General features: G+C 67.9%; 18 protein-coding genes. 7 read left to right on the top strand and 11 right to left on the bottom strand.

Features of this window, described 5'->3' with window-relative positions; all coding sequences use genetic code 11:
- From LI92_RS14305 to LI92_RS14270, 8 genes are all read right to left on the bottom strand, one after another.
- Positions 1 to 985: acyl-CoA dehydrogenase family protein (locus tag LI92_RS14305; protein ID WP_046319958.1), on the bottom strand; the 985-nt coding region annotated here is incomplete at its 3' end.
- A gap of 27 nt (positions 986 to 1,012) precedes the next feature.
- Positions 1,013 to 2,068: an acyl-CoA dehydrogenase family protein gene (locus LI92_RS14300; RefSeq protein ID WP_046319956.1), complete on the bottom strand. Its 1,056-nt coding sequence runs from the start codon at positions 2,066 to 2,068 to the stop codon at positions 1,013 to 1,015.
- 1 nt (position 2,069) lies between these two features.
- Complete coding sequence (locus tag LI92_RS14295; protein ID WP_046319954.1) at positions 2,070 to 2,912, bottom strand: amidohydrolase family protein; 843 nt, start codon at positions 2,910 to 2,912, stop codon at positions 2,070 to 2,072.
- Positions 2,909 to 4,543: an acyl-CoA synthetase gene (locus tag LI92_RS14290; RefSeq protein ID WP_046319952.1), complete on the bottom strand. Its 1,635-nt coding sequence runs from the start codon at positions 4,541 to 4,543 to the stop codon at positions 2,909 to 2,911. The genes LI92_RS14295 and LI92_RS14290 overlap by 4 nt, the downstream gene beginning before the upstream one ends.
- Before the next feature lie 2 nt (positions 4,544 to 4,545).
- The gene (locus LI92_RS14285; protein WP_046319950.1) at positions 4,546 to 5,796 is read right to left on the bottom strand and encodes an amidohydrolase family protein; all 1,251 of its coding nucleotides are present in this window, start codon (positions 5,794 to 5,796) and stop codon (positions 4,546 to 4,548) included.
- A gap of 4 nt (positions 5,797 to 5,800) precedes the next feature.
- Positions 5,801 to 6,637, bottom strand: a complete 837-nt coding sequence (locus tag LI92_RS14280) for an enoyl-CoA hydratase (RefSeq protein ID WP_046319948.1) — start codon at positions 6,635 to 6,637, stop codon at positions 5,801 to 5,803.
- A gap of 157 nt (positions 6,638 to 6,794) precedes the next feature.
- Positions 6,795 to 7,592 (bottom strand): SDR family NAD(P)-dependent oxidoreductase, encoded by a 798-nt coding sequence (locus tag LI92_RS14275; protein WP_046319946.1) that lies wholly within the window; start codon positions 7,590 to 7,592, stop codon positions 6,795 to 6,797.
- A gap of 15 nt (positions 7,593 to 7,607) precedes the next feature.
- Complete coding sequence (locus LI92_RS14270) at positions 7,608 to 8,369, bottom strand: crotonase/enoyl-CoA hydratase family protein (RefSeq protein ID WP_046319944.1); 762 nt, start codon at positions 8,367 to 8,369, stop codon at positions 7,608 to 7,610.
- A 166-nt stretch (positions 8,370 to 8,535) separates the two neighbouring features.
- Here LI92_RS14270 and LI92_RS14265 point away from each other — a divergent pair, with 166 nt between their 5' ends.
- Positions 8,536 to 9,291 carry a TetR/AcrR family transcriptional regulator gene (locus LI92_RS14265; protein ID WP_046319942.1) on the top strand — a complete coding sequence of 252 codons (756 nt, stop codon included), beginning with the start codon at positions 8,536 to 8,538 and terminating at the stop codon, positions 9,289 to 9,291.
- Here LI92_RS14265 and LI92_RS14260 read toward each other — a convergent pair.
- The 3 genes from LI92_RS14260 to LI92_RS14250 all read right to left on the bottom strand — a co-directional run bounded on the left by LI92_RS14260 (position 9,288) and on the right by LI92_RS14250 (position 12,106).
- The gene (locus LI92_RS14260) at positions 9,288 to 10,463 is read right to left on the bottom strand and encodes a thiolase family protein (protein ID WP_046319940.1); all 1,176 of its coding nucleotides are present in this window, start codon (positions 10,461 to 10,463) and stop codon (positions 9,288 to 9,290) included. The genes LI92_RS14265 and LI92_RS14260 overlap by 4 nt on opposite strands.
- A 63-nt stretch (positions 10,464 to 10,526) precedes the next feature.
- Entirely contained in the window at positions 10,527 to 11,414 is an 888-nt protein-coding gene (locus LI92_RS14255; RefSeq protein ID WP_046319939.1) for an enoyl-CoA hydratase/isomerase family protein, read from the bottom strand.
- Entirely contained in the window at positions 11,411 to 12,106 is a 696-nt protein-coding gene (locus LI92_RS14250; RefSeq protein ID WP_046319938.1) for a hotdog fold domain-containing protein, read from the bottom strand. Before LI92_RS14250 ends, LI92_RS14255 begins: the two co-directional genes overlap by 4 nt.
- A gap of 68 nt (positions 12,107 to 12,174) precedes the next feature.
- Here LI92_RS14250 and LI92_RS14245 point away from each other — a divergent pair, with 68 nt between their 5' ends.
- From LI92_RS14245 to LI92_RS14220, 6 genes are all read left to right on the top strand, one after another.
- On the top strand, positions 12,175 to 13,014 hold the full coding sequence (locus LI92_RS14245) for an enoyl-CoA hydratase/isomerase family protein (RefSeq protein WP_082109719.1): 840 nt from the start codon (positions 12,175 to 12,177) through the stop codon (positions 13,012 to 13,014).
- Positions 13,015 to 13,032: 18 nt separating this feature from the next.
- On the top strand, positions 13,033 to 13,839 hold the full coding sequence (locus tag LI92_RS14240) for an enoyl-CoA hydratase/isomerase family protein (protein WP_046319936.1): 807 nt from the start codon (positions 13,033 to 13,035) through the stop codon (positions 13,837 to 13,839).
- Complete coding sequence (locus LI92_RS14235; protein WP_152665481.1) at positions 13,836 to 14,624, top strand: enoyl-CoA hydratase/isomerase family protein; 789 nt, start codon at positions 13,836 to 13,838, stop codon at positions 14,622 to 14,624. Before LI92_RS14240 ends, LI92_RS14235 begins: the two co-directional genes overlap by 4 nt.
- Positions 14,624 to 16,090, top strand: a complete 1,467-nt coding sequence (locus tag LI92_RS14230) for a class I adenylate-forming enzyme family protein (protein ID WP_046319934.1) — start codon at positions 14,624 to 14,626, stop codon at positions 16,088 to 16,090. The genes LI92_RS14235 and LI92_RS14230 overlap by 1 nt, the downstream gene beginning before the upstream one ends.
- On the top strand, positions 16,080 to 17,600 hold the full coding sequence (locus LI92_RS14225) for a class I adenylate-forming enzyme family protein (RefSeq protein ID WP_046319932.1): 1,521 nt from the start codon (positions 16,080 to 16,082) through the stop codon (positions 17,598 to 17,600). The genes LI92_RS14230 and LI92_RS14225 overlap by 11 nt, the downstream gene beginning before the upstream one ends.
- The coding region (locus LI92_RS14220) for a class I adenylate-forming enzyme family protein (protein WP_046319931.1) at positions 17,593 to 18,816 on the top strand (1,224 nt) is incomplete at its 3' end. The genes LI92_RS14225 and LI92_RS14220, both read left to right, overlap by 8 nt.

Below are 18,816 nucleotides of genomic sequence, written 5' to 3'. Positions count from 1 at the left end.
GCAGGTCCATCAGCTCCGGCGACACATCGCGCATGGCCTGCGCCAGCGCCACCCGCCCGAATATCGAGGGCGCCGACAGGGATGCCTCCACCCGGGCGGCAGCCCGCCCCAGCCGGTAGGCCACCGAGCGGTCGGCGATGCTGCCCGATCGCCCGGCGACCTCGCCGGCCTTGTCGACTGCCACGGCCATGAAGTTGGCCTGGTGCATCATGATCGACACGTCGGCCAGGCCGTCGGCGGCCGCTTCGACCGCACCGTGCTCGACGTTGAGCGGTTCGCGCAGCACCGTCCAGCCTCCGTTGACCTCCCCGAGCCGATATCTGTCGTCGACGCGCACGTCGCTGTAGTAGACGATGTTGGTGCGGTCGCCGTCGACGGTGCGCAGGCCCTGGATTTCGATGCCCGGCGAGTTCAACGGCACCAGGAACATGGTGAGGCTCTTGTGTTTCCGCGCCTCCGGATCGGTGTTGGTGATCAGGAAGACGTACTGGCAGTTGTGGGCGCCGGTGGTGAACATCTTGGAGCCGTTAATGATCCAGTTGTCCCCGTCGCGCACCGCGCGGGTCTTGCAGGTCGCGACATCGGAACCGCCTTCGGGTTCGGTATAGCCCAGGCACAACCTGATGTGGCCGCTGAAGACCCCGGGCAGAATCTCCTCACACAGTTCCGGCGAGCCGAAGGACGCCACCGATCGGGCCACCATCGACGTGGTTCCCCAGGTGACCCAGGGGACATGAGCGCGACGTTTCTCCAGCTCCCAGATGCGGCGGCGCACCCGGGTGAAGCCGCCGTCGGCCTCGGTTTTCCACTCCGCCTCGAGGTAGCCCGCGGCGCCCAGTGCCAGGTGCACCCCCTCGTCGAAGTTGTCGCCGGTCTCGCGGTCCCGGCGCTTGACCTCCTCGGTCACCTGCTCGGCCAGGAATGCGCGCACTTCGTCGCGGAAGGCCAGGTCGTCGTCGGTCAGCTGCGGTCGTGAGAAGTCCATGATGCTCCCGTTCTCCTGGGTTGCGCGCTAGGCGGTTTCGCGGGCGGCGATGATGTCGGCGATGTGGCAGGCGCTGGCGCCGGGGTCGCCGCCGGCCAGCGGCCAGCCACGGGCCCGCACCAGATAGGCGGTGGCCGCGGCTTCTGCCGACACCCCCAGACCACCCTGGATGTGCACCGCCATGGTGGCGGCCTTGGCGGCCTCCTCGGCCATGAAGACGAACGCCGAGGCGGCCAGTTCCGGGCGCTCGTCGGGCTCGTTGTCCATGAACCACCCGGCCCGGTAGGCCAGGTTGCGTCCGGCGGCGACGGTGATCGCCATGTTCGCCAAGGGATGTGAGATGGCCTGCAGGGTGCCGATCGGCACCCCGAGGGTGTAGCGGGTCTTGGCGAACTCCGCGGCGATTGTCATGGTCTGTTCCACCATCCCGACGAGCGCCGAGGCGGTCAGCAGACGCCATTCGTCCAGTGCCCGCTGATATTCCGCCAGCGCCTCGGGTCCGCTGGCCAGCACGGTGGCCGCGTCAGCGTCGGCCGGGTCGACCCAGGCCATCGGCAACCGGCCGATGTTGGCCACCCGAACCGGTCGGGTACCGAACGCGAGTCGCACCACTGCATCGCCGTCGCGCACGATGATGGTGTCGGCGATCGAACCGGTCGGCAGCAGCCGGGGTCCAGCCGTAGCCTCCTGATGAGGGTCGAACGCAATCAGTCGATTCCCGCTCACGATGTCACTGGTGTCGTCTGTTTCCGGCGACAGCCCACCGAGGCGGCCCAGAAGGCGGGCGGCGCATACCTGGTCGATCCAGGGCACCGGCGCGAGCGATCGACCGATCTCCTCGGCCACCAGCACCAGGTCGACCAGGGTGGCACCGTCACCGCCGGCGGCCTCCGGCAACGCCATGGTGGTGGCACCCATCGCGCACAGCCGCTCCCACAGGTTCTTGTCGAAGCCGGATTCTTCTGCGGCACGCACCGTTTCGATTCCACAGTGGGTGGCGAAGAACTGCCGGTAGGCGGCCTGCAGGGCAACGTGGTCCTCGGTCAGGCTGTAATCGAGCCTGCGCAGTTCGAAGCGATCCATCTCAGCTCTCCTGTTCGGGTACGGCGCCGCGTTCGGCGAAGAAGAAATCGGCGGCATTGCGGTAGAGGTATCGGTCGAGAACCTCGGGGGGCAGGTCCAGAGCGCGGGCCTCGGGCACCACCCGGTCCATGCGCAGCACCGGCCAGTCGGAGGCGAAGATGATCTTGTCGGCGCCCCGGGTACGCAGGAAGTGCAACAGGGCCTCCGGCAGCCGCTTGGGCGACCAGGCCGACGTCATCAATCGCAGGTTGCGGTATTTGAGGAGCATGCGGATGGCGACGTCCCACCAGGGGTCGGCGCCGTGGATCATGCACAGCCGCAGTTCGGGGAACCGCACGCAGACCCGGTCCAGGTGGATCGGATGCTGGACTTCGCCGGGGATCGGCGGGCCCGGGATACCGGTGTTGACGCACAGCGGCAGATCCAGTTCCGCGCACTTGGCGTAGAGCGGGTAGTAGACCGCGTCGCTCGGCGGGTACTGGCCGTCGCCCCAGAAGCTAGGGCCCACCACGGCGTAGACCACCGGGAGGTCGTCGACGACGGCGCTCAGTTCCCGCAGCGCGGGCACCGGCCGCAGCAGGTTCACGCCGCCCATCGCCAGCGCGAAGCGATCTGGCCGGGCGGCCACGAACTTTCGCGCGGTCACCGACGGTCTGACCAGGTTGTCCATCAGGACCGCCCGGGTCACGCCGTTGGCGTCCATCTCGTCGAGCAGCGCCGACATGTCAACGGGCGCGAACATCGACGCCGGTCCCTTGAAGTAGTCGTCACGGGTCCGGACCATCCATCCGGGCTGTTCACTCTCACCGAAGTGCACATTGACCAGGCAGTCGATGGCTTTCATGATCGCTCGCTCACGGGAATGACAACCCCTTCATTCGCCTGTCGTTTGGCCCAGCGGTAGTCGGCCTTCCCGTTGCCCAGACGGCGCACCTGCGGCACCATGAGGAACGCCTTGGGAACCTTGAATCCGGCCAGCGCAGCTCGGCAGTGGGCATCCAACTGTTCGCCGACGACCGCCGAATCGGGTTGCACGGCAACCAGTGCGACCAGTTCTTCGCCCCACCGCGCACTGGGCCGCCCGACCACCAGCGCATCGGCCACCGCCGGATGCGCGCGCAGCACATCCTCGACCTCCTCGACGAACACCTTCTCCCCACCGGTGTTGACCACCAGCGCGTCCCGGCCGTACAGCCGCAGCGTGCCGTCTTTCTCGATGCCGGCGCGGTCACCGGAGATCACCACCCGCTGCCCGTCGATCTGCCCGAAGGTGCGCCGTGTCGCCTCGGCGTCGTCGAAATAGCCGAGCGGGATCCGCCCGGTCCGTACCGCCCAGCCGACCTCGGGGTCACCCGGCCGCAGGAACCGGGTCCGGTCCTCCGACACCACCGATCCCCCCTCCCGCAGCTCGAAGGTCTCGCGGCGCTGGTCTCGTTGGCTGCGGCCGAAGCCCAGATTCCCGGTCTCCGAGGAGCCGTAGCCGTTTATCAGGGTGATCTGGGGAAGCAGCCGCAGCAGCTCGGCCTGATATACCGGATTCGTTGCGGCGCCGCCCGTTGCGATCGAGTGCAGACACGACAGGTCGTAGGTCCCCCGGCGCAGCTCGGCGACCAGGGGTGCGGCGTAGGCGTCGCCCACCATGGTCATCAGACCGACCTTCTCGCGTGCGGCGATCTCCAGCACGGTGCGGGGGTCTAACCCGGTGCGAGTGTCGTTGAGGATCACCGTCTGCCCGCTCAGAATCGCCGAGAACGCAGTCCACATCCCGGCGGCGTGCATCAGCGGCGACAGCGCGAACCAGGGCGGACCGGCGTGCTGCACCTTCTGGTGGATCTCTGCCGCGCAGCGGTGGTCGTCGCCGGTCATCGACGAGACGTAGACGTCGCTTTGCCGCCACAACACCCCCTTGGGGCGCCCGGTCGTGCCACCGGTGCAGATCATCAGCAGATCGTCTGGCGACGGCGCCAACTCCTGGTCGGTGTCACCCAGCGCCAGGGCCTCATCCAGCGATATCGCGGGCAGGTCCGGGCCCCCGGGGGTGCCGTCGTCGATCCGGATCAGCAGTTCGGCGCCGGATTCGCGCAGCGCGGCAGCGAACTTCGCCTCCAGACAGGCGTGGTAGATGACCGCCCGCGGTCGCAGATAGGCGAAGAGGTCGCCGGCCTCGCCCGCCGTGTAGTGGTGGTTGACGTTGACCGGGACGGTGCGCGCCTTGAGACAGCCGATCACCATGTCGGGGTAGGTGTCGTTGTGCATGAGCAGCGCGACCCGGTCTTGTCCGCACTCCCAGTCCTGCAACTGCGCGCGCTCGCGCCAGGCGCCGAGACCGCGGCCGGCCAGGTAATTGGCCAGGCGGCGGGTGCGCTCGGCGGATTCGGCGAAGGAGGTGCGCCGGTCCCCGCAGACCGTCATGGTCCGGTCGGGCACGACTTCGGCGATCGCGTCGAGGACGGCGCCGAGTGTCCATTCGCGCACCGTCAGACCGAAGCTGCCAGGTGGGCGGCGCCCGGTGCGGAACGGTTCGGATTACCTAGCAGGGTTAGTGCGTTGTCTCGCATCACCATTCGGGTATCTTCTGCGCTGAACTCAGGAAACTGCGGTATGTCTGCGGTGAAGGTCGTCGGGTCGGCCAGGCCCTCACCGTGCGGCCAGTCCGAGCCGAACAGGATCTTGTCAACGCCAATGGTGTCGGCCAGCAGCTTCACGTCGTCCTCGTAGTAGGGGGCAATCCAGACGTTGTTGCGCAGCTGCTCGATCGGATCTTCCTTGTAGTGGTAGGGCGCATTGTTGGCCGACTTCTTCAACCGCTTGATCAGCCGATAGACGAAGTACGAGCCGTTCTCGATGCTGGCCACCTTGAGCTTGGGGTGACGGGTGAACACCTGGTGCACGACCATCGAGGCGATGGTGTCGTGGATCGCGCGATCATCCATGATCACCATGTCCAGCGGGTCGCGCTTGCCGAATCCCTTGAACACACCGCTGCCGCCCCACAACGCCGGGATCGCCATGTAACCGGAGTCGGACAAGTGGAAGACGACTGCGACGCCCGCCTCGGCAAGACGCGCCCACACCGGGTCGTGCACCGGGTCACCGAGGGACCGGGGCCGAACCTCGCCGGGCACCGGCGCTGGGCGCACACACACCAGCTTGGCGCCGCGGCTGATCACGAATTCGACTTCCTCGACAGCCTTCTCGGGGTCGGCCAGAGAGATGATCGGTGCGGAGATCACGCGGCCGTCGGGACGGTCGAAGCCCCAGTCCTCGTCGAGCCAAAGGTTGAACGCGTGCACCGAAGCCATGGTGGCGGGGATGTCGTGCTTGAGTCCCTCCTCCACGCCACAGGCGAATGTCGGCAGCATGAACACCGTCTCCAGTCGCTGCCGGTCGAGCACCTGCACGCGGGCATCGCGGTTCTGGTATTCGGGATGCTCGGAGAGCCGGTCGACCCTCATCAACGACGCCGGATCCACACCTTCGGGGATCTCGCCGCGGAACAGCAGATCCAGGCAGCCGGGTTCGATGATCGGGTCGAAGCTCGGGTTCGGGATGAAGTGATTGACGACCCCGCCGAACACCGCCAGGGTCCGCTTGCCGTCCTGCACCATCTGGACACCGCGGCTGCGGAATTCTTTGGGCAGGTGCCGAGTGAAGGCGTCCAGCGGCTCGTAGTAGTGGTTGTCGACATCGACGGCCAGGTACGGGAGTCGTTCACGTGCGGCAGTCATGTGCTCAACCTTTCTCCAGGGGCGGGAAGTTGGGCGGTCGTTTCGCAAGGAAGCTGGTGACTCCCTCGATGACGTCGGGACGCGCCAGCGACTCGTACATCAGGGCTTCGGCGCGCGCGGTCACCATGGCGACGTCCTCGAGCGCGTCGCCGTAGACCTGGGCTTTGATCACCGCCAACGACGCCGGTGAGCAGTGTGCGGCGAGGTCTCGCGCGTAGTCCAGGGCGCGCGTCAGCAACAGTTCGGGCGCAACGACGTCGTTGACCAGACCGAGCTCGCGGGCTTCCTCGGCGAGGAACGTGCGCCCGGACAGCAGCAGGTCCATAGCCGCGCCCCAGCCGGTCAGGCGCGGGAGAATCCAGGTGATCCCGTGTTCGGCAATAAGTCCGCGCCGGGAAAACGCGGTGGCGAATTTGGCTCCGGCGGAGGCGAATCGGATGTCGCACATCAGAGCGTGGGTGAGTCCGATCCCGACGCAGTAGCCGTTGATCGCCGCGATCACGGGTTTGCGCAGTTCGGTCAGGAAGTGCGCGGGCCGATCCCCCACCAGCTGGGCCACATCGGTGTCAGACGTGTCGGCATCGGGATCTTCGAGGCTGGCGGCGGGCCCCAGGTCGGCCCCGGCGCAAAAGCCCCGGCCGCTGCCGGTCACCACGATCGCCCGCACTGCGGGGTCCGCCTCGGCGTGGTCGATCGCGGCGTAGAAGCCCGCCGCGATGTCCGGCCCCCAGGCGTTGAGACGCTGCGGGCGGTTGAAGGTGATCAGCGCGACGCCGTCGCGAACGTCGTAGAGCACGGAGGCACCGGCGTCAACGAGCGTGTCATCGTCGGCAGGAGTCATCGGTGCCGCACCTCCTCGCCCCGGATACCTTCGCCGCCGTCGGGAGTCCGACTGGAACAGTTCTTACTGTATACCTTTCGGTAGCGCATTCCGCAACCGGTTCCCGCGCGCCTAAAACGGCCATGTCACCAGGTCAGAGCGTTTTTTGCGCTGAGGGTCAGGTAAAATCCGAGCCGCCGTCGACGTTGACGTTGGCACCGGTCATGTAGGAGTTGCGGCGCGAGGCCAAAAAGGCCGCGACCGCGCCGACTTCGTCGGGCAGACCGGCCCGCGGCATCTGCGCCGGGTGGCCGAAATGCTCGGCGACGAGCTCCATCAGACGGTAGGGGTCGTCGCCGTCGACTCCCTTGGAGCGGGCCCAGCCCACCAGCGCCTCGGAGGCAACGCTGCCGGGCGAGACCACGTTCACCAGAATCTCGTCGGGAGCCAGCAGCAGCGCCAGGTTCTTTGAGATGCTGTTCACCATCGCCTTGGCCGCCGTGTAGGCGACCAGGATCGCGCTCTGGCGCTGCGTCGACTGCGCCGAGAAGTTGACGATCCGGGCCCATTCGGCATTGCGCAACAAGGGCAACGCGGCACGGACGGTATGCACCATCCCCATCGCACCCTGGTCGATCGCCCGGTGCCACTGGTCATCGTCGAGCTCGTCGAACGTGCCCTGCACGTCGGGTCCGGCCGCGTTGACCAAGATGTTGAGTTGGCCGCCCCAGCGGCTCCCGAGTTCGGCGAAGACCTGCTGCACCCGTTGCTCGTCACCGGCGTCGGCGACCAGTGCGATCGCCTCCGGACTGCCCCGCTCGCGCAGGTCCGCGCAGGCACGGTCCAGATCGTCGGCACAGCGGGCCATCACCGCGACCCGGGCCCCGTCGTCGGCCAGACACCGGGCGGTGGCCAGGCCCATCCCCCGGCCCCCGCCGACGACGACGGCGCGTGCGTCGCGCAAACCCAGGTCCATGCGCCAGCGCCAGGGTCAGGCGCCGGTCCAGTTCGGGGCGCGCTTCTCGGCGAACGCGATGGCGCCTTCCCTGGCGTCGTGCGAGGTGAACACCGGCGCGATCAATTCGCCCTGCTTCTGCCAGATCTCATCCTGACTCCAGCCGGCGGACTTCACCATGATCTCCTTGGTCACCGCAACGGCCAGTGGGCCATTCGCGGTGATCCGCTCGGCCAGCGCGATGGCCCCCTCCAGCGCTTCGCCGGGTTCGGTGAGCACGTTGACGAATCCCCACTCGACACCCTGTTCAGCGGTGAAGGTCTCACCGGTCAAAGCCAGTTCGAGGGCCTTCTGGTACGGGATCCGGTGCGGCAGACGCAGCAGTCCGCCGCCGGCGGCCACCAAGCCCCGCTTGACCTCCGGGATGCCGAATTTGGCACCCTTGGCGGCGACCACCAGATCGGTGGCCAGCACCAGTTCGGTGCCGCCGGCCACGGCGTGGCCCTCGACGGCGGAGATCAGCGGTTTGCGCGGCGGGCGCTCGGTGAAGCCGAGCCCGCGCCCGGGGACGTAGGCCAATTCCCCTGTTGCGAACGCCTTGAGGTCCATCCCCGCGCAGAAGTTGCCGCCGGCTCCGGTGAGCACCCCGACGGACAGCTCCGGAGTGTCGTCGAGCTCGTCGCAGGCCGCCGCCAAGCCTTCCGCGACGGCCTTGTTGGCCGCGTTGCGCGCCTCCGGCCGATTGATCGTGATGACGAGAATCCGCCCACGACGCTCACGCAGTACCACTTCGGACACGGCTCACCCTTCAGACGTTGGGGCACGATTTATCAAAATGCTTACCATATGGTTTACGGTAAGAGAAGCTCAATGACCGGTGCCAGCGCCGGGTACAGGTAGGTTTGACGGCTAGGTTTAAGGGCGAAGAATCCGGCCGTGTCGACCAGAACTGGAGGTACCCGCAGTGGCAAAGCAGCCAGTGACTGAGAAGCGGCAACGGCGCGAACGCGGCTCGATCAATCCCGATGACATCATCGACGGCGCCTTCGAACTCGCCGAACAGATCGGTGTCGACAACCTGAGCATGCCGTTGCTCGGTAAGCATCTGGGCGTCGGCGTGACGAGCATCTACTGGTACTTCCGCAAAAAGGACGACCTCCTCAACGCGATGACCAGCCGAGCCCTGCGCCAGTACGTGTTCGCCACCCCGTACGTGGAGGCCAAGGACTGGCGCCAGACGTTGCACGACCACGCGCACAGCATGCGGTCGACTTTTCTGGGCAACCCGATCCTGTGCGACCTCATCTTGATCCGGGCGGCGTTGAGCCCCCGCGCCGCCCAGATCGGCGTCCAGGAAGTGGAACGCGCGATCGCCAGCCTGGTGGAGGCCGGCCTGTCGCCGCAGGACGCCTTCGACACCTATTCGACGATCTCGGTGCACATTCGCGGGTCGGTGGTGCTGCGGCGCCTCTACGAAAAGAACCGGGCATCAGATGCCGAGGGGCCCTCCGATTTCGAGGAGGCGCTCGTGATCGACCCGGCCGTGACCCCGCTGCTGGCAGAGGCCACCAGGCAGGGCCACCGGGTGGGCGCGGCCGATGACGCCAACTTCGAGTACGGCCTCAACTGCATCCTCGATCACGCCGAGCGGCTGATCGAGGAGAACGACAAGCCGGCGCGCCGGCGGGCCGCACCGGCTGCGTCGTCCAAGCGCCGCTAGACCTCGACCACCACCGCGCCGCCCTGCCCGCCCCCGGCGCACATCGCGGCCACACCGATACCGCCGCCACGACGACGCAGCTCGTAGAGCAGCGTGGTCACCATGCGGGCACCGGACGCGGCGATGGGGTGTCCAAGGCTGCAGCCGCTGCCGGAGAAGTTCACCAGCTCTTCGTCGATGCCGTATTCCCTGCACGCCGCGATCGGCACCGAGGCGAAGGCCTCGTTGATCTCCCACAGCGCGACATCGCCGACGGACAGCCCAGCCCGCTGCAGCACCTTGCCGATCACCTTCACGCCGCCGAGCCCGGTGTCGCGCGGCGCCACACCGACTGAGCCCCAGGCTTTGACGGTTCCCAGCACGGTCAGGTTCTCATCACGGGCGTAATCGGCGTCGACGAGCGCGACTGCGGCCGCTGCGTCGTTGGTGCCGCTGCTGTTGCCTGCGGTGATCGAGAACCCCTCGATCTCGGGGTGCAGCACCTTCAGGGCCGCCAGCTTCTCCGCGGTGGTGTCACGGCGCGGGAACTCGTCGACCTTGAATTCGGTCACCGACCCGTCGGGCAACTCGACCTTCAGCGGGATGATCTCGTCGACGAACTTGCCCGCGTCGATCGCGGCGATCGCCCGCTGGTGTGAGCGCGCGGCCCACGCGTCCATCTCCTCGCGGGTGATCCCCGCCGCCTGCGCGGTGTTCCATCCGACGGTGATCGACATGTCCCGGGTGGGAGCGTCGGGGGTCTCCGGGTGCGTCGGCGGCATCCAGGGCTCCACGAACGTCACCTCAGGGCCGGGCACCCGCCACTTGGTCAGCGGCGTCATCGACAGCGACTGCACGCCGCCGGCGATCAACACCCGCTCCATACCGGAGCCGATCTGCGCAGAAGCGTTGCCGATCGCGGTCAGGCTGCCGGCGCAGTGCCGGTTGACCGACTGGCCCGGCACCGACTCCATGCCGCACGCGGCTGCCGCGTAGCGGGCGAGATCACCGCCGCCGTAGTGGGATTCGGCAAAGATGATGTCGTCGATCGCAGTCGGCTCGATGCCGGCCCGGCGCACCACCTCGGGCAGCACAGTGGTGATCAGCGTCTCCGGGGGCGTGTTGACCAGTGTTCCCTTGAACGAACGTCCGATGGCCGTGCGAACGGCGCCGACGATGACAGGTGTAGGCATTTTTCCAACCTTACATTATTGGTCATTTTTGTAAAGCAAACGACTGGCGCCGGGGAACCGGCGTCAGGGCTCGGGGACGTGAAAGTGCTCATCACGCAACCGGAATGCCTCTTTGGTGCCGTACTGCGCCCGGGTTTTGACGAAATTGAACTCGCCCGGCGCGAACTGCAAATTGGTTCCGTAGGCGTGAAACAGGTAGCTCGCCACTTCTTCGCCCTGATAGGCCTGACTCTGTTCGACGAGGCGAAACGCCTCTTTGGCGATGACGATCCCGTCGGCCGGCATCTTGGCCACCTTGCACGCCCAGTACCGGGCCCGGGCGGTCACGGCCTCGGGCGCACAGGTCTCGGTGAAGACGCCCAGGTGTTCGACCGCGGCGGCATCGATGATGTCCCCGGTCAGCAGCAGCCGCCGGGCCAGCACCGGGCCGAGGCGGTGAAAGAACATGTGCAGGCTGCCCAGGGCCGGGCCCAGAAAGCGCGTCGCGGGCATGCCGATCTTGGTATCGCGTGCGATCACCGAGATGTCGGTCATCAGGGCCATCTCGAAACCGCCGCCGAGGGCATACCCGCTGATCTCGCCCACCGTGACCTTCGGAAAGCCCATCAGATTGTGGTAGAACCCAAACGACTTGCGGTCCACGGCAAGCCGACGGCGCTGACTCGGCCTGCCCTTGGCCGCCGCGGCCGACGGCGACCCCCCCTCGCCGTACCAGCCGTAGGCGTTGTTCATGTCGGCCCCGGCGCTGAACACCCCGTCCGCGCCACGGAGCAGCACCACCACCAGGTCGTCGTCGGCGGCGACCCGGTCCAGGCAGCGGTCCACCGCGTCGCGCATCGCGGCGTCGTAGGAATTGCGTCGGCCTGGGTTGTTCAGCGTGATAGTGGCGATTCGCCCATCCGGGTCGACATCGAAGAGCACCCGTTCGTCGGTGGTTTCGGCAGCGCTCATCGGTGGGGCTCCTCACTGGGCCGTCGGCGGCCGAATCGGATGACACTCAATTTGTCCGGCGGTGCCGCCGCCGTGGTCACCTCGCCGGTACACAGCAGCTCGCCCCCGCAGAGAAGACGCGCCGTGGCGGTGATGCCGCGCTCGCCCTCGGTTCGAACGATGTCGAAGTCCAACTCGGTGAGAATCGGCGTGGGGCGGCGGTAGGTGACCAGCAGGGAGCGGGTACGCCCAGCCGAGCCCACCGCGCAGCTCTGATGCTGCGTCACGCAGTCGAAGAACACGCCGAGAAAACCCCCGTGCACCAGACCTGGGGGACCCTCGTAGGGCAGCGGGAAAGTGACTGTGCCCGAGGCCGTCTCGGCGTCGAGATGGTCGAAGCGATATTCGGGAAAACAGGGGTTGAACTCCCCGACGTCGAACGCGTGCCCCAGATAGACCCGGCCCGCGTGATCGTCGGCCGACTCCAGGCGGGGCGTCGCCGCAGTCGGGGCGATCGGGGACAGTCGACGTTCCCATTCGGCGAACTGCGTGAGCATCTCGTCCACCGCCGGGTGGGGGTGCTCCAGCGCGAGCAGCAGCCCGGTCAGGCGCCGTAGAGCACCGGCCGCAGCGACGGTCTGAGCCAGCGGCGATTCGCCGAACCGGGCGGCGTCGACGGCTGAGACCACCGATTTACCCGGACCCTGAGCCATAGCCTCTTCTCCGCCGAACCGCGTTAATCGTATAGCCTACTGTAGATATCACGATATAGCGTTGAAAGGTGAACACCACCGTGGCCGACTCCGGCGATTCCAGGTCCGGCTCCGCCCCCGACGGCGCACTGACTGTGCTTCGTGACGGTGCACTGCTGCGGCTGACCCTGGAGCGGCCGGACCGCCGCAATTCCCTGAGCTGGTCGATGACCGACGCGCTGGTCGACGTCCTCACCAAAGCCGCGAGCGACGACACGCTGCGCGCCGTGCACATCAGTGGATCCGGTGACGACTTCTGCGCGGGCGCAGACTGGGTCACCACCAACTCCGGCGACCGCCGGCCTCGCACCGGCGACCTGGTCCGTCGGGTCCCCCACGCCGGCCACCGGGTGATCGAACTGGTGCAGACCATTCAGCTGCCGGTGGTGTGCAGCGTGCGCGGCTGGGCCGTCGGTCTGGGCTGCAATCTGGCATTGGCCGCCGATTTCACCGTGGCCGCGACCGACGCCGTGTTCTGGGAGCCGTTCCTGGCGCGCGGCTTCAGCCCTGATTCGGGAGCTTCCTGGCTGCTGCCCCGGCTGGTCGGCCTGGCGCGGGCCAGACGAATGCTGTTGCTGGGCGAGCAGGTCACCGGCGAGTCCGCCGCGGATTGGGGACTGATTCACGACGCGGTGCCGCCCGCGGACGTCGACTCCGCGGCCGAGGCGCTTTTGGACACCTTGACGCACGGGCCCACGGTGGCGATCGGCCTGACCAAGCAGGCGCTGCATCACGGGCTGCACACGACGCTGCCGCAGGCTATGACCCAGGAGTTGTTCAATCTCGAACTCAGCTGCCGCACCAGTGATTTCAAAGAGGGACTGGCCGCGTTCGCGCAACGCCGATCGCCGGACTTCACTGGCCGCTGACAAGGAAGGGGCCCGGCCATGCCGACGTTCGACACCATCGACTACACCGTGCGGGGGCATACCGCCACGATCACCCTCAACCGGCCGGAGGCGCTCAACGCGCTGAGCCCACACATGATCACCGAACTGCGAACCGCTTACGCCGAGGCCGAGGGCGACGACGCGGTGTGGGTGGTCATCGTCACCGGAAACGGCCGCGCCTTCTGCACCGGCGCCGACGTCAAGGAGATTCCCGGCGACGGAAAAGTGATCAACGAGCGCCCCTATCTGTCCACCTACGAACAGTGGGAGGCGCCCCAGGAGGGCACCCCACCCTTCCGCACGATGGCCAAGCCAGTGCTGGCGGCGATCAACGGGATCTGTTGCGGCGCCGGGCTGGACTGGGTGACCACCTGCGACATCGTGATCGCCTCCGATCGCGCGACGTTCTTCGATCCCCACGTCTCGATCGGCTTGGTGGCCGGACGCGAGGTGGTGCGCCTGGCTCGGGTCCTCCCCCGCTCCGTCGCACTGCGGATGGCCCTGATGGGAAAGCACGAACGCCTGGATGCCCATCGTGCCTACGACCTCGGGATGATCAGCGAGGTGGTCGCCCATGACCAATTGCTGACACGCGCCCACGAAATCGCCGATACGCTGAACTCCAATGCGCCGCTGGCGGTGCGCGGCACCCGCCTGGCAATCCTCAAGGGGCTTGATCTGCCGCTGCATGAGGCGGAGATGCTCGCTGAGTCGTTCCGAGAACGCAATCTGCGTACCGAGGATTCGCTGGAGGGGCCGCGCGCCTTCGTCGAGAAGCGGGCGCCGGAATGGCAGTGTCGATGAGCGCCGAGTTCACCACGATCCTGCTCGATTTCGACCGCAGCGACCGCGTCGCCACCATCACGCTCAACCGGCCGGAGCGACTCAACGCGTTCGACCGGACCATGTGCGAGGAGATGAGCGCCGCGTGGCGCATCGTCAAACTCGACACCGAAGTCAACGCCGTCGTGCTGCGAGCCGCCGGCGACCGGGCGTTCAGCGCCGGTCTGGACATCAAAGAGTCCTACGGCCAGCCCGAAAATGTCTGGAATCACGAGGATCCCGGCGAAGCACTCAGTCCCAAATGGCAGAAGATGTTCAAACCCGTCATCTGCGCCGTGCAGGGCATGTGCACCGCGGGCGCGTTCTACTTCATCAACGAGGCCGACGTGGTCATCTGCTCGGAGGAGGCCACCTTCTTCGACTCCCACGTCTCGGCCGGGCTGGTCTGCGCACTGGAACCCATCGGTCTGATGCGCAGGATCGGATTGGGCGAGGCGCTGCGGATCGCCCTGATGGGCAACGACGAACGGGTCAGCGCCGAGACTGCGCTACGCCTGGGGCTGGTCTCGGAGATAGCGGCCCGCGACCAGCTCTGGAGCCGCGCGCATGAGATCGCCGCGACGATCGCGGCCAAGCCGCCGTCGGCCACCCAGGGCACGGTGAAGGCCATCTGGGAGTCGCTGGACAAGCCGTACCGGGCCGCCCTGGATCAGGGCCTGATCTACACCCGGTTGGGCAACCCGCTGGCGAAGGCCGAACTCGAGGCGCAACCGCCCCGCCCCGCCACACCGCCGCGGTTGCGGTGATGACCCATCCGCTGAGCCGGCGCATCGCCGACGTGCTCGAGCTGGACCCCGATGCGCCGGCGCTGCAGTACGAAGACGATTGGTACTCCTGGTCCGCACTGGCGACCCAGGCATGGCGCATCGCCGGCGCGGTTGGGCCCGGCACCCGGGTCGGAATCCTGCTGCGTAATCGTCCCCCGCAGGTGGGCGCGCTGCTCGGAGTGCTGCTGGCCGGGGGTTGCGTGGTGGTGATCAATCCCGCGCGCGGCGATGACCGGACCCGCGCCGAGATAGCCGCTCTGGACCTGCCCGTGATCATCGGCGCCCCAGACGACCTCGCGGCGCTGGTCCCCGCGACGTCGCGCACCACCAGGGTGGTGATCTCCGATCTGGCCGCCGATCCCTCGATCGTTGCCGGCGAAGCCCACCTCGGTCCCGGACGGCCCGGGGTGGCGGTGTCGATGCTGACCAGCGGAACTACCGGACCGCCCAAACGCGTCGACCTGCGCTACGACATGCTGGCGCACAGCGTCATCGGGCCCGACTATGCGCTCGCCCCGGCTCCGGAGCGGCTGCGCCGCGGTATCGCGATCGTCAACGCGCCGTTGGTGCACATCGGAGGCGTGTACCGGGTGCTGCAGTGCATCGCCGAAGCGCGGCCCTTTGTACTGCTCGAGCGATTCGAGCTGCGACGCTGGGCCCAAGCGGTACGTCAGTGCCGGCCGCGAGCCGTGTCGCTGGTACCGGCCGCCCTGCGCACGGTCCTGCACTCCGACCTGGGCCGCGAGGATCTGGAGAGCATCCGGGCCGTCACCTCGGGTACCGCCCCGCTGTCCGCCGATGACGCCGATGCCTTCACCGCCAAGTTCGGGATACCCGTTCTGACGTCCTACGCGGCAACCGAATTCGGCGGCGGGGTGGCCGGCTGGACGCTGGAGGACCACCGGCGGTTCTGGCAGCGCAAACGCGGCAGTGTCGGGCGCGCGAGCCTCGGGGCACAGCTGCGCGTCGTCGACCAGGACGGCACCCCGCTCGGGGCCGACCAGCCGGGCCTGCTGGAGGCCAAACCGGGACAACTGGGCCCCGGCGCGGACTGGATCCGCACCACCGACTTGGCGCGCATCGACGCCGACGGTTTCCTGTGGATTCTGGGCCGGGCGGATCAGGCCATCATCCGGGGCGGGTTCAAAGTGCTGCCCGACGACGTGCGGGTGGCCCTGGAGGCCCACCCGGCCGTCCACAGTGCCGCTGTGGTGGCCCGGGCCGACGCACGGCTCGGCCAGACGCCGGTGGCCGCTGTCGAACTGCGCGGGGGAGCCCACACCGACCCCGAGACCCTGACGGCGTTTTTGCGCGAGCGGTTGGCCCGCTATGAGATTCCCACCGAGATCGCGATCGTCGATGCCCTTCCGCGTACGCCGTCGGGCAAGGCCGATCTGGGTGCCGTGCGAGAACTGATCACGATGCGGAGCGAACATGCTCGCTGAAACCCTGCCGGCGCTGCTGCGCGCTCAGGCCCGCGCACGCGGCGCCCGCCCCCTGCTGATCTGCGACGACGACCGGATCAGCTACGCCGACGCCGAACAACGCTCGGCCGCGCTGGCCCGTCGGCTCCTGGCGCTGGGCGCCGGCCCGGGCAGCCACATCGGGCTGTTGTACCCGAACGGCACGGCATTCGTCATCGGGATGCTCGCCGCGGGCCGGATCGGCGCCGTGGTGGTCCCGTTCGCCACCCTGGCGGCGACAGCGGAACTGCGGGTGCAGTTGGTGCACAGCGACGTCAGCATCCTGCTGGCCGCGCCCTCCTACCGGTCGCACGACTACCGGGCGCAGCTGACCGAGATCCTCGCCGACGTGGATCTCGACGGCGGCGCTGCACTGCTGAGCAGCAATGTGCCGCAGCTGCGTCATGTGCTCTTCGACGCCGAGCACTCCAGCGCTACCGGCGACCGGGACGCCGCGACGTCCCTGCGAGCCCTGGAGGACACTGTTGCCGGCGCTGACTCACTGGCGATCGTCTACACCTCCGGTTCGACCGGCGCGCCCAAGGGCGCGGTGCACACGCACGCCGGTCTGATCGGCCATCAACGCGACCTCAATGCGATCCGGCGCCTGACCGCCGAGGACACCCTGTTCTGCAACTCACCGTTCTTCTGGATCGGCGGGTTCGCGTTCGCGCTGCTGGCAACCATGATCGCCGGGGCGACGCTGCTGTGCTCCAACGCCACCGACCCCGGGCTCACTCTGGACCTGTTGGAGGCCGAGAAGCCCACGATGGCCAACGGTTTCCTCAACGGTATCGCCGCGCTGGCACAACACCCGAGCCTCCCCTCCCGTGACCTGTCCAGCCTGCGCCGCGGGAATCTGTACCCGCTGATGCCACCGGACGCACGGCCCTCAGACCCCGAACTGCGGCACGGCATGCTGGGGATGACCGAGTCCGGGGGCCCGATACTGCTCAGCGGCGACGACTCCGTTCAGCCCGAGCACCGGCGGGGTAGCTTCGGTAAACCGGCACCCGGATTCGAATGCCGGGTGCACGACGGGGAGCTGTGGGTACGCGGCCCCTACATGATGCAGCGCTATCACAAGCGCAGCAGGGAAGAGTGTTTCGATGCCGATGGGTGGTTCCACACCGGCGATCTGGTCCGCACCGACGCCGACGGCTTCTACTACTACCTCGGCCGGCGCGACCGGATGATCAAGACCGCGGGCGCCAGCGTCTTCCCGGCGGAGGTGGAACGAGCCATTGCCAAGGTGACCGGCGGATCGGTCGCCCACGTCTTCGGCGTCCCCGACCCCGACCGTGGCCAATTGGTCGCCGCGGTGATCGTCGCCGACGATGTCGACCAGACACACCTGCGAGCCCGGCTTGCCACCGAGCTCGCCAGCTTCAAGATTCCGCGCCGGATCGCCGCAGTCCCGGCCGCCCGGATCCCGCTGCGGCCCGGCGGGAAGGTCGACCTGCGCCGGCTGGCGGAGTTCATCGATGACTGATCCCGCCCCGGTCGCGCTGACCGTCGATGCGGTGGTGCGTGCGCGTGCCGTCGCCGACCCGAACAAGCCGATGGTGATCGATCCGGCTCAGCGCCTCAGCTACGGCGACCTGGACACATCGACGCGGGAGCTTGCCGCGGCCTTCGTCCAGGGCGGAGTCGGCAAGGGCACACGGGTGGGGCTGCTCATGCCCAACGGCGTCGACTGGGTTCGCATCGCGATTGCGCTGACCCGGATCGGGGCGGTGCTGGTGCCGCTGAGCACCTTGCTGCCACCGCCCGAACTCGCGGCTCAGTTGCGAATCGCCGGCGTGTCGGTCCTGATCGGCGTCGAGGAGTTTCGCGGGCGCCGCTATCTCGACGGCCTGCACACCACATCGGCCACACTTCCTGCCTTGCAGCAGGTTTGGCCATCCGGTCAGGTGGCCCGCGCCACCGCGGGGCCCACTGCCCGCGGAATCGTCGATGCCATGGCCGCGACCGTGACTCCTGCCGACCTGATGCTGATCGTCTTCACCTCCGGCAGCAGCGGCGCCCCGAAAGGGGTGTTGCATTCACACGGCAGCGCGCTGGGGGCTGTCGAATCCGGACTGGCTGCTCGCTGCATCACCGCGGACACGCGGCTGTACCTGCCGATGCCGTTCTTCTGGGTGGGGGGACTGGGCGGCGGAGTGCTGTCGGCATTGATGGCCGGGGCGACCCTGGTCACCGAGGAGCACCCGACACCCGAATCCACCTGCAGGTTGCTGGAAACCGAGCGCGTGACACTGTTTCGGGGCTGGCCGGATCAGGCCGCGGCGCTGGCAGCCCGAGCCGGCAACGCCGACCTGTCCGCCTTGCAACCGGGCAGCCTGGATGCGCTGCTGCCGCCGGAACTGCGTGCCGAACCCGGAGCCCGGGCCAATCTCTTCGGTATGACGGAGTCCTTCGGGCCGTACTGCGGCTATGCCGCCGACACCGACCTGCCACGCTCGGCCTGGGGAAGCTGCGGTAAGCCGTTCGCCGGCATGGACGTACGTATCGTCGACACCGCGACCGGCGCACCGGTGGCCGCCGAGACGATCGGCGCGATCCAGCTGCGCGGCCCGCACACGCTGCGCGGCATCTGCGGACGCTCCCGGGAACAGACCTTCACCGCCGACGGCTACTACCCCACCGGGGATCTCGGCCGCCTCGACAAGGACGGATTCCTGTACTACCACGGACGATCCGATGAC

Source organism: Mycobacterium sp. UM_Kg1 (genome assembly GCF_000972925.1).
In the GTDB taxonomy this organism is placed as follows: Bacteria; Actinomycetota; Actinomycetes; order Mycobacteriales; family Mycobacteriaceae; genus Mycobacterium; species Mycobacterium hiberniae.
The sequence above is the reverse complement of the archived record's forward strand: the minus strand, read 5'-3'. Positions and strand labels throughout refer to the sequence as shown.

Bases quoted from the DNA above. Each gene is read 5' to 3' on its own strand.
- LI92_RS14300 (WP_046319956.1), bottom strand. From the start codon at position 2,068: ATGGATCGCTTCGAACTGCGCAGGCTCGATTACAGCCTGACCGAGGAC.
- LI92_RS14295 (WP_046319954.1), bottom strand. From the start codon at position 2,912: ATGAAAGCCATCGACTGCCTGGTCAATGTGCACTTCGGTGAGAGTGAA.
- LI92_RS14285 (WP_046319950.1), bottom strand. From the start codon at position 5,796: ATGACTGCCGCACGTGAACGACTCCCGTACCTGGCCGTCGATGTCGAC.
- LI92_RS14280 (WP_046319948.1), bottom strand. From the start codon at position 6,637: ATGACTCCTGCCGACGATGACACGCTCGTTGACGCCGGTGCCTCCGTG.
- LI92_RS14275 (WP_046319946.1), bottom strand. From the start codon at position 7,592: ATGGACCTGGGTTTGCGCGACGCACGCGCCGTCGTCGTCGGCGGGGGC.
- LI92_RS14260 (WP_046319940.1), bottom strand. From the start codon at position 10,463: ATGCCTACACCTGTCATCGTCGGCGCCGTTCGCACGGCCATCGGACGT.
- LI92_RS14255 (WP_046319939.1), bottom strand. From the start codon at position 11,414: ATGAGCGCTGCCGAAACCACCGACGAACGGGTGCTCTTCGATGTCGAC.
- LI92_RS14250 (WP_046319938.1), bottom strand. From the start codon at position 12,106: ATGGCTCAGGGTCCGGGTAAATCGGTGGTCTCAGCCGTCGACGCCGCC.
- LI92_RS14240 (WP_046319936.1), top strand. From the start codon at position 13,033: ATGCCGACGTTCGACACCATCGACTACACCGTGCGGGGGCATACCGCC.
- LI92_RS14235 (WP_152665481.1), top strand. From the start codon at position 13,836: ATGAGCGCCGAGTTCACCACGATCCTGCTCGATTTCGACCGCAGCGAC.
- LI92_RS14230 (WP_046319934.1), top strand. From the start codon at position 14,624: ATGACCCATCCGCTGAGCCGGCGCATCGCCGACGTGCTCGAGCTGGAC.
- LI92_RS14225 (WP_046319932.1), top strand. From the start codon at position 16,080: ATGCTCGCTGAAACCCTGCCGGCGCTGCTGCGCGCTCAGGCCCGCGCA.